Source organism: Pseudomonas lalucatii (assembly GCF_018398425.1).
Lineage (GTDB): Bacteria > Pseudomonadota > Gammaproteobacteria > Pseudomonadales > Pseudomonadaceae > Aquipseudomonas > Aquipseudomonas lalucatii.
In genome coordinates this window covers 220,624-235,205 of record NZ_JADPMV010000001.1, presented here as the reverse complement: position 1 = coordinate 235,205, position 14,582 = coordinate 220,624, and the positions used below count along the sequence as shown (strand labels likewise).

General features: G+C 63.2%; 19 protein-coding genes and 1 tRNA gene. 15 read left to right on the top strand and 5 right to left on the bottom strand.

Translation table 11 applies throughout. The features are described 5' to 3' along the window. Positions 1 to 7: 7 nt before the first annotated feature. Together I0D00_RS01030 and I0D00_RS01025 are read right to left on the bottom strand one after the other, a co-directional pair. A complete protein-coding gene (locus I0D00_RS01030) occupies positions 8 to 1,078 on the bottom strand; it encodes a DUF262 domain-containing protein (protein ID WP_213637908.1) in 1,071 nt (356 codons plus the stop codon). Positions 1,079 to 1,529: 451 nt separating this feature from the next. After that, positions 1,530 to 1,862 carry a helix-turn-helix domain-containing protein gene (locus I0D00_RS01025; protein WP_213637907.1) on the bottom strand — a complete coding sequence of 111 codons (333 nt, stop codon included), beginning with the start codon at positions 1,860 to 1,862 and terminating at the stop codon, positions 1,530 to 1,532. A gap of 80 nt (positions 1,863 to 1,942) precedes the next feature. On the opposite strand from I0D00_RS01025, the gene I0D00_RS01020 reads away from it, so the two are divergent. Both I0D00_RS01020 and I0D00_RS01015 read left to right on the top strand, forming a co-directional pair. Next, on the top strand, positions 1,943 to 2,143 hold the full coding sequence (locus I0D00_RS01020) for a DNA-binding protein (RefSeq protein WP_213637906.1): 201 nt from the start codon (positions 1,943 to 1,945) through the stop codon (positions 2,141 to 2,143). A 29-nt stretch (positions 2,144 to 2,172) separates the two neighbouring features. Then, the gene (locus tag I0D00_RS01015) at positions 2,173 to 2,658 is read left to right on the top strand and encodes a YmfL family putative regulatory protein (protein WP_213637905.1); all 486 of its coding nucleotides are present in this window, start codon (positions 2,173 to 2,175) and stop codon (positions 2,656 to 2,658) included. A 200-nt stretch (positions 2,659 to 2,858) separates the two neighbouring features. Here the strand turns inward: I0D00_RS01015 and I0D00_RS01010 are convergent, their stop codons facing one another. Beyond that, complete coding sequence (locus tag I0D00_RS01010; RefSeq protein WP_246533155.1) at positions 2,859 to 3,167, bottom strand: hypothetical protein; 309 nt, start codon at positions 3,165 to 3,167, stop codon at positions 2,859 to 2,861. A gap of 30 nt (positions 3,168 to 3,197) precedes the next feature. Here I0D00_RS01010 and I0D00_RS01005 point away from each other — a divergent pair, with 30 nt between their 5' ends. The 6 genes from I0D00_RS01005 to I0D00_RS00985 all read left to right on the top strand — a co-directional run bounded on the left by I0D00_RS01005 (position 3,198) and on the right by I0D00_RS00985 (position 8,466). Next, on the top strand, positions 3,198 to 3,491 hold the full coding sequence (locus tag I0D00_RS01005) for an ogr/Delta-like zinc finger family protein (protein ID WP_213637904.1): 294 nt from the start codon (positions 3,198 to 3,200) through the stop codon (positions 3,489 to 3,491). Next, positions 3,488 to 3,847, top strand: a complete 360-nt coding sequence (locus tag I0D00_RS01000) for a hypothetical protein (protein ID WP_213637903.1) — start codon at positions 3,488 to 3,490, stop codon at positions 3,845 to 3,847. The genes I0D00_RS01005 and I0D00_RS01000 overlap by 4 nt, the downstream gene beginning before the upstream one ends. Before the next feature lie 70 nt (positions 3,848 to 3,917). Next, positions 3,918 to 4,157: a hypothetical protein gene (locus tag I0D00_RS00995; RefSeq protein WP_213637902.1), complete on the top strand. Its 240-nt coding sequence runs from the start codon at positions 3,918 to 3,920 to the stop codon at positions 4,155 to 4,157. 5 nt (positions 4,158 to 4,162) lie between these two features. Beyond that, on the top strand, positions 4,163 to 6,877 hold the full coding sequence (locus I0D00_RS00990; protein ID WP_213640190.1) for a toprim domain-containing protein: 2,715 nt from the start codon (positions 4,163 to 4,165) through the stop codon (positions 6,875 to 6,877). A 42-nt stretch (positions 6,878 to 6,919) separates the two neighbouring features. After that, positions 6,920 to 7,054: a hypothetical protein gene (locus I0D00_RS21630; RefSeq protein ID WP_274611207.1), complete on the top strand. Its 135-nt coding sequence runs from the start codon at positions 6,920 to 6,922 to the stop codon at positions 7,052 to 7,054. A 245-nt stretch (positions 7,055 to 7,299) separates the two neighbouring features. After that, positions 7,300 to 8,466 (top strand): tyrosine-type recombinase/integrase, encoded by a 1,167-nt coding sequence (locus I0D00_RS00985; RefSeq protein ID WP_213637901.1) that lies wholly within the window; start codon positions 7,300 to 7,302, stop codon positions 8,464 to 8,466. A gap of 132 nt (positions 8,467 to 8,598) precedes the next feature. Here the strand turns inward: I0D00_RS00985 and I0D00_RS00980 are convergent. Continuing rightward, positions 8,599 to 8,688 (bottom strand) — tRNA-Ser (locus tag I0D00_RS00980). Positions 8,689 to 8,827: 139 nt separating this feature from the next. Here I0D00_RS00980 and I0D00_RS00975 point away from each other — a divergent pair. The 7 genes from I0D00_RS00975 (at position 8,828) to I0D00_RS00945 (ending at position 13,061) form a co-directional block, all read left to right on the top strand. Further along, a complete protein-coding gene (locus I0D00_RS00975) occupies positions 8,828 to 9,493 on the top strand; it encodes a Bax inhibitor-1/YccA family protein (protein WP_213637900.1) in 666 nt (221 codons plus the stop codon). Positions 9,494 to 9,603: 110 nt separating this feature from the next. Then, the gene (gene tusD / locus I0D00_RS00970) at positions 9,604 to 9,996 is read left to right on the top strand and encodes a sulfurtransferase complex subunit TusD (protein ID WP_213637899.1); all 393 of its coding nucleotides are present in this window, start codon (positions 9,604 to 9,606) and stop codon (positions 9,994 to 9,996) included. A 1-nt stretch (position 9,997) separates the two neighbouring features. Continuing rightward, positions 9,998 to 10,357 carry a sulfurtransferase complex subunit TusC gene (gene tusC, locus I0D00_RS00965; RefSeq protein ID WP_213637898.1) on the top strand — a complete coding sequence of 120 codons (360 nt, stop codon included), beginning with the start codon at positions 9,998 to 10,000 and terminating at the stop codon, positions 10,355 to 10,357. Beyond that, positions 10,357 to 10,656: a sulfurtransferase complex subunit TusB gene (gene tusB / locus I0D00_RS00960; protein WP_213637897.1), complete on the top strand. Its 300-nt coding sequence runs from the start codon at positions 10,357 to 10,359 to the stop codon at positions 10,654 to 10,656. The genes tusC and tusB overlap by 1 nt, the downstream gene beginning before the upstream one ends. Beyond that, positions 10,653 to 10,988: a TusE/DsrC/DsvC family sulfur relay protein gene (locus I0D00_RS00955; protein ID WP_213637896.1), complete on the top strand. Its 336-nt coding sequence runs from the start codon at positions 10,653 to 10,655 to the stop codon at positions 10,986 to 10,988. The genes tusB and I0D00_RS00955 overlap by 4 nt, the downstream gene beginning before the upstream one ends. After that, complete coding sequence (locus tag I0D00_RS00950) at positions 10,985 to 11,965, top strand: glycosyl transferase family protein (protein WP_213637895.1); 981 nt, start codon at positions 10,985 to 10,987, stop codon at positions 11,963 to 11,965. The genes I0D00_RS00955 and I0D00_RS00950 overlap by 4 nt, the downstream gene beginning before the upstream one ends. Positions 11,966 to 12,059: 94 nt before the next feature. Continuing rightward, positions 12,060 to 13,061, top strand: a complete 1,002-nt coding sequence (locus I0D00_RS00945; RefSeq protein ID WP_213637894.1) for a glutathione S-transferase family protein — start codon at positions 12,060 to 12,062, stop codon at positions 13,059 to 13,061. A gap of 40 nt (positions 13,062 to 13,101) precedes the next feature. On the opposite strand, the gene cysG is transcribed toward I0D00_RS00945, so the two are convergent. Beyond that, positions 13,102 to 14,496 carry a siroheme synthase CysG gene (gene cysG, locus I0D00_RS00940; RefSeq protein ID WP_213637893.1) on the bottom strand — a complete coding sequence of 465 codons (1,395 nt, stop codon included), beginning with the start codon at positions 14,494 to 14,496 and terminating at the stop codon, positions 13,102 to 13,104. Positions 14,497 to 14,582: the final 86 nt, after the last annotated feature.

Sequence of the window (14,582 nt, the reverse complement as noted above, 5' to 3'; positions counted from 1 at the left end):
AAATCACCTAATCACCAAGCACCTTCTTCGCCATGGCAATACGTCCTTTTAAAACATTGGTGTCGGTGGTAGGCCCTTTTGTTAGCTCTTCAAATTCCCCATCACTAATTAGCATCAAATATCGCTCACTTAAAGCATCATGCGAGATATCAGGTAACTCCATTAGGGCAATAATAACAGCCTCAAGCGTGGCGGTGTTCAATACACCCTTGGGCCGGAAAGGCTTGGCAATTACACTATTAACGAAATCAACAACTTGCGGAAATCGCTCTGTGAATCTGGCAGACCTGACAGAAGAAAAATCCGAATTCTCCTTCATCGAACCATTGAGGAAATGAAGCATCGGCTTCTCATAATTTCCCCAGTTCTCAAATAACGAGAAGAGCCGCAAAACTATCTCAACATCTCTCTGATTTTTATCGGGAGTTTTAATCCCAAGAATACGCCGCCAAGAACTGCTTTCATTTAATCGCTGCAGCTCACCAACTATCCGCCCTCTATACACAGCGTTTCTAATTTCCTGCGACTTAAGCCGCGTACCGCCAGTATTGAGGCGCTCAAAAATATGAAAAACGCTATCATTTCTTTTGCTTGGGTGTAGCTGCTTTACATTTATCGCACGCAGCGTCGATAAACGAAGCTTGCGTTGATCTTTAGGAGCAAGATCCACAAACCGCTTATTATTAAATGGCGATTGCTCTGCCAGTTTCAACTTAAACTCTGTACGCCTGCCGCGCGCATCAGCCTCACCGAAGTACCCCTCCATAAAATACTTAACGGACATAATTCGTTGCTGCCCATCAATTACCTCAAGCTGATTGTCATCATTCACATACAAGAAAATTTGCGGAACAGGCAACCCCATCAAGAAAGACTCAATCAAACGCGAAGCTTGATCAATTTTCCAAACATATCTACGTTGGTAAAATGGTATCAGAATATCTTTATTTTCCAGCTGAGTGACCAGCTGCTCGAGCTGCGGATCGGAAGGAGTGGACGAAATATCAAACTCCACATATGCCAACTCGTCATTTTCAACCTCTACCTGAAGCTCTTCCAGATCGCTTTCTTCAAACATTAACGACACCCCTTTATTCTTTAATTTCCAGCACAAATTAATGCCGCACTAGCTCAGTAGTGACTCACAATCTATTTACACTTACCGACCCACTAAACATGCGCCATGATTCGCCCTATTGCACGCTCAACGACTTACCTGCTTATCAGACACAGCACGATAAGTTCTTTCTGTCATTTACAAAAGAAATGAGTTGTATTGTAGATACTCGCACCAATGTCTCGAAGCATACACACTAACTGCCAAAGCAATTGAGGCTGCACCATATACACGACATAGTGATGGAGAAGAAACAACAGGAATACAAAATAGAGAGGCGGGCCAATCAGTATCATAGCGGCATCGGATAATCGATGATTACGCGATGCGAGAATCGCTTGCTGAATGTTCAATCCTTAAGCCTTCCTTCCCTGAAACGCCAGCCCTCCGCCAGCGAACGTAGTCTGCAGCCCTAACTGACCCCGTGTGGGTCCGCAAGGGTAGTGGCCAACTGCGCCAGCGTGGCTTTGACCGTAACCGGCAGTGAGCGGTAGTGCTCGAGCAGTTGGGCTTCGTCTGCGGGAATGCAGTCGACGGCAGCGGGCTTGCGCTCGCCTGTCACCACATACAGCACATCCACGCCCCGCTCAGCTACAGAAGCTAGGTAGTCCGCTCCCGGGAAACGCTCCCCGCTTTCGTACTTGCCTTGAGCATTGGCCTTCACACCACCAATTTCACCAAAGGCGGCCTGAGAGAGTCGCAGGCGCTCTCTTTCTTCGCGCAGCCGGTCGCCAATACCACTCATTTGAATAGATTTTCCCGTTGACACCACTCATTTGAGTGGTATTCTTTGGCCAATTAAACGCTTTTGAATGGTTTTGAATCATGCACGCGACTCGCACCCCAGCACAAGCGAAGGCCTGGCTCGCAGCGCAAGGCAAGTCGGTCAAGGAGTTCGCTAACGAGAACGGTCTTGACCCAGCCACCACCTATCAGGTCTTAGCGGGCACCAAGAAGGGCCGCCGAGGCGAAGCGCACCGCGCCGCCGTGTTGCTCGGCATCAAGGAAGGCGTAGTCGCACAGTAGTGCGCTCAGGGCCAGGGGGAAACGAGAAGATGAAACGGACGATTCTAGAAACCCGCCGCCAGGTAATGAGCGCCGTGGTGAGTGCCTACCCGGGCGGGCGCGAGTGCGCTGCCAGCCGCCTGGGCCTGAGCACGGTGAAGAAGCTGGACAACCACGTGTACGAGAACGCCGGTAGCCAGCCGCTGACGGATGAGCAGATTCACACCCTGGAGCAGCAGGCCGGTACCACCCACCTGCCGGACTACATCTGCGCGCTGTACGGCGGTGTGTACGTGCCGATGCCCGAGCAGCAGGCGCTGGACAACCTGGACCTGTACGCCCGCGGCATGGATACCGCCATCAAGCGCGGCAAAGTGGACGCCATCATCGCCGCCGCCCTGGTGGATGGGGAGATTACCGAAACCGAGATTGCCGAGATCATCGCCGCCCACCGCCAGCACATCGCCGCCCGGCATGCCGAGGTGGGCGCGGTTATTACCCTGCACCGTCGTCACATCAAGGAGAACGCGCAATGAGGAGTTTTGACGTACGCATCGACATCACCGGCCTCCCTGGTTCGGGCAAATCCGTGATGCTGGGCCTGGTGGGCCACTGCCTGCGGCAGGCGGGTTTCAATGTGCGCTGTGCGGATGACCTGGGCGAGGTGGACCCAAGCCAGGGCATCGACAGCTTGCTGGCCCATTTTCGCGAGTGTCCGCCGCGCCCTGGCCTGGTTTCAGTGGCTACCCACTGCGGGAGAGCTGAGGATGTCCAGCAGTTCTCTGCTCGGCCCTACACTGCGCGCAATCCGGATGGGTTCGCGGCCAAGGGCGGCGAAGAGCTGGTCGAGGTAGGTTTTGTGCCCCGTCTCGTCGAGGGTGCGGACCACATCGTTGCACAGCTTGAGGCCTTGCTCCCGTTGGCCTTGCGCCACCAGCAGGCAGCCCATGGCGAACAGGTTGCGCAGGGCCACCGCGACTTCGAGGGTGTGGGTTTTGCTGATCAACCTGTCGAGTTGAGTGGCGCAGAGGTCGGCGGTGGACATACTGGTTACTCCTTCCGTGGTGATTGAGCCATGAGCGTTTACAAGCTCGTTTGCCCAGCTTGCGGGCACCGCATGCGCATTCGCAATAGCGAGGGGCAAACGCCAGTGTTTCGCAGTATGTACGCGCAGTGCATGCACCTGCCCTGCGGGGCCACGTTTAGCGGCTCGCTGACGTGGGATTACGCCCTGAGCCCTTCGGGCATGGAGAAGCCGCTGGTGGTGCTGCCGGTGGCGCCGGCGATACAGCGAATGCAGGCGCGACGCGACCTGCGGGAAAAAACCGATCAACTGGACCTGCTCGATGCAGCGGAGGCAAGCGCATGAACATCCCCAGCGAAACGGAATACCGCGACAGCATGCAGGCCGCCGCGATGGCGTTTTTGCAGCGCCACCAGGGCGAGTACCTGGGCAACGAGCAGTTGCTGTTCACCCGCGCGGTGAGCCACCTGCAGCACGCGCTGGACGTGCCGCTGTACATGGCCGAGAACCTGGTGGGCCTGGCCTATGGCGAGCTGCGCTCCCAAGGCCTGCGCCTGCAACTGGATGTGGCCAGTAGCAGCAGCCATACCGCGATGATTACCGACCCAGGCAGCGGCATGACCTTTGCCGTGCCGGTGGCGCTGATTGTGCAGCACCTGATTGAGTCCCCCGCCCGACGACGACTGCGCGCCGTCAGCTAAGCCCCGTTAACCCCCTGCCCTATGCCCGCCTTGCGTGGGTAGGGGCAAGTTGCGCCCGATTGGTGACCCTATGAGTGACATCACCGTTTCAATCCAGCTGGACCGGCAGCAGTGCCGGGCCTACTTGCGTTGGCTGGCCAGCCAGTACGAGCAGGCGATGGCCGACTGCTGGTACTCCGACCGCTACCGCTATGTGCCGGAGGGCCTGCGGGCGCAGCGCGTGCTGGCCGACCACCCGCACATTGCCGGCATCAGCCGCAGCGCACGGGAGCTGCGCAAGCTGCTGGCCGCGCTGGGGGAACGGCCGTGAAGGCGATGGCGCGGGAGATACGCAGCGAGGTGCTGCGCCGCTTGCAGGCGGACTATGGCCTGCAGCCTGTGCAGGGCACGGCGTACCTGCGCAAGGGCACCTGCCCGAGCTGCGGCAAGCGGGAGCTGTATTCGCGCCAGGACGAGCCCTGGTTCATCCGCTGCGGGCGGGAGAGCAAGTGCGGCGAGCAGTGGCATGTGAAGGAGCTGTTCGAGGACCTGTTCGACGACTGGAGCAAGCGTGCGCCAGCAACCGATGACAACCCGTGCGCGACGGCCGACAGCTACCTGCAGTTCGCCCGCGGCTTCGACCTGGGCCTGATCAAGGGCTGGTACAGCCAGGAAAACTACTGGGACCGCGACCTGGGCATTGGCAGCGCCACGGTGCGCTTCGCCCTGGAGAAAGGCGGCTACTGGGAGCGGCTGATCGACCGGCCGCATCGTTTCGGCAAGAAGAAGGCACGCTTCGCCCCCGGGCAGAGCCCGCGCGGCCATTGGTGGTGCCCGCCGTGCGTGGACCTGCTGGAGGTGAAGGAGCTGTGGATCGTCGAGGGCATCTTCGACGCCATCGCCCTGCTGCACCACGGCATCGCCGCGGTGGCGGCCATGGGCAGCGGTTACTTCCCCGAGGAGTCGCTCAAGGCCCTGGCGCGCAACCGTGGCGGCAAGCTGCCGCGCCTGGTGTGGGCGCTGGACAACGAGCCCAGCGGCCACCGCTACACCCGCAAGCATGTGCGCCTGGCCCGGGAGCTGGGCTATGCCTGCGAGGCGGCGCAGATACCCCAGCGCGAGCGTAAGGTGGACTGGAACGACCTGCACCAGCGCTGGGCCTTTATCGACGACGCGGACAAGCGCGCCGAGCGCATTGAGCGTGACCTGGCAGAAGCCCGCTACCACGGCGCCCTGCTGATCGCCGAGAGCGCCGCCGAGAAAGGCATGCTGATGTACGACTGGCGCGAGCGCCTTGAATTTCACTTCGGCTTCGAGAACCGCCTGTACTGGTTCAGGATGGACGTGGAGAAGTACAACAAGGCCAGGCAACAGCTGGAGAACTCCGACAGCCACGAAGACGCCCTGCTCAACGAAAAGCAGCGCCGCGAGAAGGCGCTGCGCCAGTGCGGCACGGTGGTGGAGATCGCCAACTGCTACCCGCAGGCGCTGTACTTCCAGCGCAACGAGGTGACGGACGAGAGCTGGTACTACTTCCGCGTGGACTTCCCCCACGACGCGCCGGCGGTGCGCAACACCTTCACCGGTGGCCAGGTGGCGGCGGCCAGCGAGTTCAAGAAGCGCTTGCTGGGCATGGCCGCCGGCGCGGTGTTCACCGGCAGCGGCGCACAGCTGGACAAGATTATGAAGGACCAGCTGTACGGCCTGAAAACCGTGCAGACCATCGACTACATCGGCTACAGCAAGGAGCACGGCTGCTATGTGTTCGGCGAGCTGGCGGTGCGCGGTGGCATCGTGGAGAAGGCCAACGCCGAGGACTACTTCGAGTTCAAGCAGCTGCGCCTGAAGACGCTGCAGAAGTCCATCAAGCTGGAGATTGCCCGCGACGCCCAGGGCTACCGCGCCGAGTGGCTGGACTGGCTGTGGACCTGCTTTGGCGCCCAGGGGGTGATCGGCCTGGCCTTCTGGTTCGGCTCGCTGTTCGCCGAGCAGATCCGCGCGGAGTTCCAGAGCTTCCCCTTCCTGGAGGTGACCGGCGAGGCCGGCGCGGGCAAGTCGACCCTGCTGATGTTCCTGTGGAAGCTGCTGGGCCGCCCGGACGAGGAAGGCAAGGACCCGTCGAAGATGAGCCGCGCGGGCCTGCGCCGCTGGATGGGCCAGGTTTCCGGCATGCCCCTGGTGTTGCTGGAGGCCGACCGCAACGACAACGACCGCGGCCCAGTGAAGGGGTACGACTGGGACGAGCTCAAGCCCTTGTTCAACGGCGGCACCCTAGGGGTGACCGGGGTGAAGACGGCCGGCAACGAGACGCACGAGCCGCCCTTTCGCGGGACCATCGCCATCAGCCAGAACGCCACGGTGGCGGCCAGCGAGGCCATCCTCACCCGGATCGTGAAGCTGCACTTTGTGCGCCCTTCGGTGACCGACGCCAGCCGAGTGGCGGCAGATAACCTCAACCACCTCACGGCGCTGGACGTGAGCCACTTTCTGCTGCTGGCGGTGAAGGCCGAGCAGGCGGTGCTGGAGGTGTTCCGCCGCCAGGTGCGGGTGCATGAGCAGGCCCTGCGGGCGTTGGGCCAAATTCGCGTGGAGCGGATCATCAAGAACCACGCCCAGTTGATGGCGCTGGTAGACGCCCTGGCGACCATCGTGCCGCTGAGCGAGCGCCAGCACGGCAATGCCTTGGCCGAGCTGGAGCGCATGGCGGTGGAACGCCAGGGCGCGATCAACGCCGACCCGCTGGAGGTGGCGGAGTTCTGGGAGGTTTACGAGTACCTGGAGTCGATCGGCGATGACCCGGTGGTGAACCACAGCAAGAACGAGGGCCTGATCGCCATCAACCTTAACGAGTTCTGCGAACGCGCCGCCGAGCACCGCCAGAAGCTGGCCGACATCGCCACCCTGCGCAACCTGCTGAAAAACAGCCGCAGCCGCCCCTACGTGGAGGCCAACAAGTGCGTGGACAGCGCCGTGCGTGCCGCCTTCAACACCCGTAACCCGCTGGCGGCGCGTAGCACCACGGTGAAGTGCTGGATTTTCAAGAAGCCGTAGGGGCTGCCTCTACAGACCACCACCGCAAAAAGGAGAAGCACCATGGAGAAGCCACACCACCACCCATCCATCTGGCGAGAAACCGCCCTCACCTGCGCTGGCAGCCTGGCTGCGCTGGTGTTGCTGATGGTTATTGGGAATCAGGTGCCTGAGCTGTTGATGGCGTGGGTGCGTTAGGGGAGCGCCCAGGAAGCACCACCAGCCCGGTGAGCCTATGCATCAGCCCGATGCGCCCTCCTGGCCGGTGGTGCCACGGCAGTTTTCCATACGCTCGCTGGCCGAAGTTGCGCTGGGGCGACCAATAGATGCGTCGGCGCGAAAGGCTCGCGCCTAGAACAATCACATAACCTTTCTAGGCCCGGCGACGGGCCTTTTGTATGCCGGCCGGTAAGCTGGTTTTTTGCAGCAGCGTGGGGACGCAGATGGCAAATGGAGTTCAGGTGCGTGGGAAGTCCATCCGCATCTACTTTCGCTACAACGGCGAGATGTGCTGGGAGCCGGTAAAGGGGCCGGCGACTGCCGAGAGGATTGCGCACTACGAGCGGCTTGTGGCCTCGATCAATTATGAGATCGACACCGGCAGCTTCGATTATGCCCGCCACTTCCCCAAGAGCGCGGCGCTCGAGCAGAACCGCTTTGGGTTCTATCTGGACCTGTGGCTGGGCATCAAGCGTAACGAGGTGGCGGCGAGCAGCTACCGGGGCTATGTGAGCCGGGTGGAGAACCACATCCGGCCCAAGTGGGCGAACGAGTTGATCGAGGACATCGACCATTTGAGCTTGCAGGCCTGGGTGCAGGATGAGCTGATGCCCAAGCTGCACAACAAGACGATCAAGGACATCGTCAGCTACGTGGGTCAGGTGTTCCGCCTGTACCGCACGCGCAATCGCTCGGCGCACGACCCGGTTGAGGGCATCCACATCCGCCAGCCGGACCCGGATGAGCCGGATCCGTTCACCCGCGAGGAGATCCGCGCCATTCTGCAGACGCCGAGCGAGCGGCAGCAGGAGGTGAACCTGGCGCAGTTCATGCTGTGGAGCGGGCCGCGCATATCCGAGGCGATCGCCTTGGCTTGGGAGGATGTCGACCTGAAAAGCGGCGAAGTGACGTTCCGCCGGGCGCGCGTGCGCAGCCAGTACAAGGTGACCAAGACCAGGCGCTCGAAGCGGCGCATCAAGCTGCTGCGCCCTGCCCTGGAGGCCCTGCAGCGGCAGTACAAGCTGACGGGCGAGCTGCCGGCGGTGGAGATCGGCGTAACCGATCGGGACAACCGGTCAGTGCGTAAGCAGCGCGTGCGGTTCGTGTTCCACAACGAGGCCAGCGGCCGGGCTTACAGCACGGCGGATAACTACCGAAACGGCTGGTGGAATGCCCACCTGGAGAAGGCCCAAGTAAGGCACCGCGGGCCGAACCAATGCCGGCATACATTCGCCAGCCAGATGCTCTCGAGCGGTAAGGTCACGGTGGATTGGGTGGCCGATCAACTGGGCCACACATCAACGCAAATGGTGTGGCGCCACTACGGCAAATGGATCAACGAGGACGGGCCTGATATGGCCAAGCTGGTAGAGGCCGCACTGGGTCTCTGAGCCCTAAACAAACAAGGCCCGGCAAGGTGTGAAAACACCCCCTGCTGGGCCTTTTTGTTGCCAGATTTGTTGCCATTTCCGCTGCCAAACGCAGATTTCTGGAAAAATAATCAACAAAATCAAAGGCTTATGTGGCGGAAGCGGTGAGATTCGAACTCACGGAAGAGTTTCCCCTTCGACGGTTTTCAAGACCGTTGCATTCAACCGCTCTGCCACGCTTCCGGCGTCGTGCGGGCGGCAATCTTACCGGAACGCAACACACTGTCAAACTCTGTGCCTTGGCACTGTCCTATGCTCTGTTATGATCGAAACCAGCTCTGACCACGGAACCATCCGCACTGCATTAATAAGGAGTGTCGCCATGCGCGAACAAGATTACGCACTCAGCCACTCGCAGGTTGAGCAACAAGAAGTCAGCCGCGTCCTGCGCAACACCTACGGCCTGCTGGCCATCACCCTGGCCTTCAGCGGCCTGGTGGCGTTCCTGGCCCAGCGCGCCAACGTGCCCTATCCGAACATCTTCGTGGTGCTGGTGGGTTTCTACGGCCTGTTCTTCCTCACCGCCAAGTTGCGCAACTCGCCCTGGGGGCTGGTATCCACCCTCGCCCTGACCGGTTTCATGGGCTATACGCTCGGCCCGATCCTCAACCGCTACCTGGGCATGGCCAACGGTGCTGAAGTGGTCAGCTCGGCCTTCTCCATGACGGCCCTGGTGTTCTGTGGCCTGTCCGCCTACGTGCTGACCACACGCAAGGACATGAGCTTCCTGAGCGGCTTCATCACCGCCGGCTTCTTCGTCCTGCTGGGCGCCATCGTGGCCAGCTTCTTCTTCCAGATCAGCGGCCTGCAACTGGCGATCAGCGCCGGCTTCGTGCTGTTCTCCTCGGCCTGCATCCTGTATCAGACCAGCGCGATCATCCACGGCGGCGAGCGCAACTACATCATGGCTACCATCAGCCTGTACGTGTCGATCTACAACCTGTTCGTCAGCCTGCTGCAACTGTTCGGCCTGATGGGCGACGACTGATCGAGTAGCCCCCATCGAAAGCCCGCTTCGGCGGGCTTTTTCATTTCCGCGGCGAGCATCTTACGCGCGCAGGCTTTATCATTCCGGCAGGTTTCCCGCTTGGCCGCCCTATGAAATTCGCCATTGCCCTGTTTTCCGCTCCCCACGCGCCCTCCTCCCGCCGCGCCCTGCGCTTCGCCCAGGCGGCCCTGGACGCTGGCCATGAGATTGTGCGCCTGTTCTTCTATCAGGACGGCGTGCACAGCGCGTCCAGCAGCGTGATTTGCGCCCAGGATGAACTGGACCTGCCCAGCGAATGGCGCCAGTTCGTCCGCGAGCAGCGACTCGACGCCGTGGTCTGCATCGCCGCGGCCCTGCGCCGCGGCGTACTCAATGCGGAGGAGGCCCGGCGCTATGGCCGCAGTGCGGCCAGCCTGGAGGCGCCCTGGGAGCTGTCCGGCCTGGGCCAGTTGCATGAGGCGGCGCAGACAGCCGATCGCCTGGTGTGCTTCGGAGGACCATGACATGAGCAAATCCCTGTTGATCATCAGCCGCCAGCCGCCCTGGGCCGGCCCCGGCGCACGGGAAGCCCTGGACATCGCCCTGGCCGGCGGCGCCTTCGACCTGCCGATTGCCATGCTGTTTCTCGACGACGGCGTATTCCAGCTGGCCAGGGGGCAACGATCCAAGACCTTGCAACAGAAAGACCTGGGCGCCAACCTGCAGGCCCTGCCGATGTTCGGCGTGGAGTCGCTGTATGCCTCGGCGCACAGCCTGCAGGAGCGCGGCCTGGCCAGCCAGGAACTGGCGCTGGCGGCCGACGTACTGGACGACGCCGGCCTGCGCGCACTCATCGACCGTTACGACCAGGTGATCACCCTCTGATGCCTACCCTGCACCTGCTTTCCCACTCGCCCTTTGCCGACGACCGCCTCAACAGCTGCCTGCGCCTGCTCGGCTGCGCCGATGGCTTGCTGCTCAGCGGCGATGCGGTGTATGCCCTGAGCGCCGGCAGCGCGCCGCACCAGGCGCTGGAGCAGCTGCCCGAGGGCGTCGAGCTGTTCGCCCTGGCCGAAGACCTGGACGCACGGGGCCTAGCAGTACCTGCGCGAGTGCAACGGGTCGACTACCCGCAGTTCGTCGCGCTCACCTGCCGTTTCGCCAAGGTCAACAGCTGGCTATGAAGCAGCTGTTGATCGATGGCCAGGCCATCGCCCTGGACAAGGACGGCTACCTGGCCGCACTGGACGACTGGTCCGAAGCGGTGGCCGAAGCCCTGGCCCGCGAGGAAGGGCTGCACCTGGGCGCCGACCACTGGGCAATCCTCCGCGTGCTGCGCGCCTTCTACGCCGAGTTCCAGCTGTCGCCGGCCAATCGCCCGCTGATCAAGTACGTGGCGCTCAAGCTCGGGCCGGAGAAAGGCAACAGCCTGCACCTCAACCTGCTGTTCAAAGGCGCTCCCGCCAAACTCGCCGCCAAGCTGGCGGGCCTGCCCAAACCGACGAATTGCCTATGAACCTCGTAGCCCCACCCGAACACCCCTTCGCCCAGTTCGTGCGCATCCTCGGCAAGGGCAAGCGCGGCGCGCGCAACCTGACCCGTGCCGAGGCCCGCGAGGCCATGGCCATGCTGCTGGACGGCAAAGTCGAGGACACCCAGCTCGGTGCCTTCCTGATGCTCCTGCGGCACAAGGAGGAGAGCGCCGAGGAGATGGCCGGCTTCGCCGAGGCGATCCGCGAGCGCCTGCACGCCCCCGCTATAGCCGTGGATCTGGACTGGCCCTGCTATGCCGGCAAGAAGCGCCACCTGCCCTGGTTCCTGCTGGCGGCCAAGGCCCTGGCGCAGGGCGATACGCGCATCCTCCTGCACGGCGGCGGCGCCCACACCGCCGGGCGCCTGTACAGCGAGCAGTGCCTCGACCCGCTGGCCATCCCCCGGTGCCAGAACTGGGACGAAGTCGGCCGCGCCCTGGACGACCAGCGCCTGGCCTTCATCCCCCTGGGCGCCTGGATGCCGCAGCTGCAGCGGATGATCGATCTGCGCAACACCCTGGGCCTGCGCTCGCCGATCCACTCCCTGGCGCGCATCCTCAATCCGCTGGGCGCACGCTGTGGCCTGCAGAGCATCTTCCACCCCGGCTACCAGGCGGTGCACCGCGAGGCCAGCCAGTTGCTCGGCGACAGCGCCGTGGTGATCAAGGGCGAAGGCGGCGAGATCGAGATCAACCCCGACGCCACCAGCCACCTCTACGGCACGGCTGACGGGGCCAACTGGGACGAGGACTGGCCGCCGCTGTCGCCCCAGCGCCACGTCAAGCCCGAGCGCCTGGAGCCCGCTCATCTACAGGCGTTCTGGCGCGGCGAAGCCGAGGATGCCTACGGCCGGCTGGCCGTGCTGAGCACCATGGCGCTGGCCCTGCGCGCCCTGGGCAAACCGCGTGACGAGGCCTTCGTCGAGGCGCAACGGCGCTGGGATGCCCGGAAACCAATCTAGTTATCCGATTATATAAGCCATTATTTTGCGCTTTTCTATCGATAAGTCCTGGATAGACTGAGCCTCTACTTTCCAACAGAAGAGGACGGGCGCAATGGGGCTGCTGATCGATGGACGCTGGCACGACCAGTGGTACGACACGGGCGAGGATGGCCAGTTCAAGCGCGAGAGCGCCCAGCGGCGCCACTGGATCACCGCCGATGGCACCCCCGGCCCCAGCGGCGAAGGCGGCTTTGCGGCCGAGGCCGGACGCTACCACCTGTACGTTTCGCTGGCCTGCCCCTGGGCCCACCGCACCCTGATCCTGCGCACGCTCAAGGGCCTGGCGGGCCTGGTCGACGTCTCGGTGGTCGGCTGGTTGATGCGCGGCGACGGCTGGACCTTCGACCCGCAGCACGGCTCCACGGGCGATGCGCTGGATGGCCACGGTTTCCTGCACCAGCGCTATACCGCCGACGACGCCCGCTACAGCGGCCGGGTCACGGTGCCCCTGTTGTGGGACAAGCAGCGCCAGCGCATTGTCAGCAACGAGTCGGCGGAGATCATCCGCATGTTCAATTCGGCCTTCGACGGCCTTACCGGCGACCGCCTGGATTTCTACCCGGCAGAACTGCGCGGCGAGATCGATGCGCTGAACGCGCGCATCTACCCGGCGGTCAACAACGGCGTCTACCGCGCCGGCTTCGCCACCACCCAGGCGGCGTACGAAGAGGCCTTCGGCGAGCTGTTCGACGAACTGGAGCGCCTGGAGGCGCTGCTAGGCGAGCGCCGCTACCTGGCCGGCGAGTACCTCAGCGAGGCCGACTGGCGCCTGTTCACCACGCTGATCCGCTTCGATGCGGTGTACCACGGCCACTTCAAGTGCAACCTGCGGCGCATCGAGGACTATCCCAACCTGTCCCACTGGTTGCGCGAGCTGTACCAGTGGCCGGGCGTCGCCCAGACCGTGGATCTGGCGCACATCAAGAACCACTACTACGCCAGCCACGCCAGCATCAACCCGAGCGGCATAGTGCCACGCGGACCGATGCTGGACTTCGCCCGCCCCCATGATCGCGCGCGCCTGTCCGGCAGAGGGGTCTGGCAGAAAACCTGATCGGCTGTCGAGGCGTGCGCCCGAGGCAGTACCTCCAGACTCAGACCTGGTCCTGGGCGCCCTCGAACCAGGCCAGTTTGTCCCGCAGCTGCACCACCTCGCCGACTATCACCAGGGTCGGGGCATGCACCTCGTGATCGCCGACCAGATCGGCCAGGTTGGCCAGGGTGCCGGTGAATACCCGCTGGTTGCTGGTGGTGCCCTGCTGGACCAGCGCCGCCGGCGTATCCGCGGCGCGGCCGTGGGCGATCAGCTGCTCGCAGATCAGCGGCAGGCCGACCAGCCCCATGTAGAACACCAGGGTCTGGCGCGGCGCCGCCAGCTCCGGCCAGGGCAGATCGCAGCTGCCGTCCTTGAGATGGCCGGTGACGAAGCGTACCGATTGCGCATGGTCGCGGTGGGTCAGGGGAATGCCGGCATAGGCCGCGCAACCGCTCGCCGCGGTGATGCCCGGCACGACCTGGAAGGGAATGCCCTCGGCCGCCAGCTGCTCGATCTCCTCGCCGCCACGGCCGAAGATGAAGGGATCGCCGCCCTTCAGGCGCAGGACCCGCTTGCCGGCCTTGGCCAGGCTCACCAGGCGCTGGTTGATCTGTTCCTGGGGCACGGCGTGCTCGGCGCGGCGCTTGCCGACGTAGATGCGCTCGGCATCGCGCCGGCACAGCTCGATGATCGCCGGCGCCACCAGGCGGTCATAGAGCACCACGTCGGCCTGCTGCATCAGGCGCAGGGCGCGGAAGGTCAGCAGATCGGGGTCGCCCGGGCCGGCGCCGACCAGGTACACCTCGCCCAGCGCCCTGGGGGCAGCCCCGGCGATCTTCGCCTCGAGCAGGCGCTCGCCCTCGTGCAGCTTGCCGGCGAACACGCTCTCGGCCACCTGGCCCTGAAATACCTCCTCCCAGAACACCCGGCGCTGCTGCACATCGGGAAACAGGCCTTTGACCTGGGCGCGGAAACGCTTGGCCAGGCCGGCCAGCTGGCCATAGGCGGCGGGAATCCAGGTCTCGATCTTGGCCCGTATCAGCCGCGCCAGCACCGGCGCATCGCCGCCGCTGCTGACCGCGACGATCAACGGCGAACGGTCGACGATCGCCGGGAAGATCACGCTGCACAGCTTCGGCGCATCGACCACATTGACCGGGATGCCGAGGGCCTGGGCCTGTCCGGAAATCTGCGCATTGAGCGGCTCGTCGTCGGTGGCGGCGATGACCAGCGCCATGCCGGCCAGGTCTTCGCGCTGGTAACCGCGCAACAACAGCTGATTGGCGCCCTGCCCGGCCAGCGCGCGCAGCTCGTCGCGCACCTCGGGCGCCACTACTCGCAGCGTCGCACCGGCATCGACCAACAGGCGCCCCTTGCGCAGGGCCACCTCGCCGCCACCGACCAGCAGCACCCGACGGTCCTGCAGCTTGTGGAACAGGGGTAGGAAATCCATCGCGGCCTCGACGAGCTAGAAAGGTAGGGTGGAAAACCGCGAGGCGCTTTCCACCGAGGGAGCGTCTGGCGGAAAAGACCCGGGGT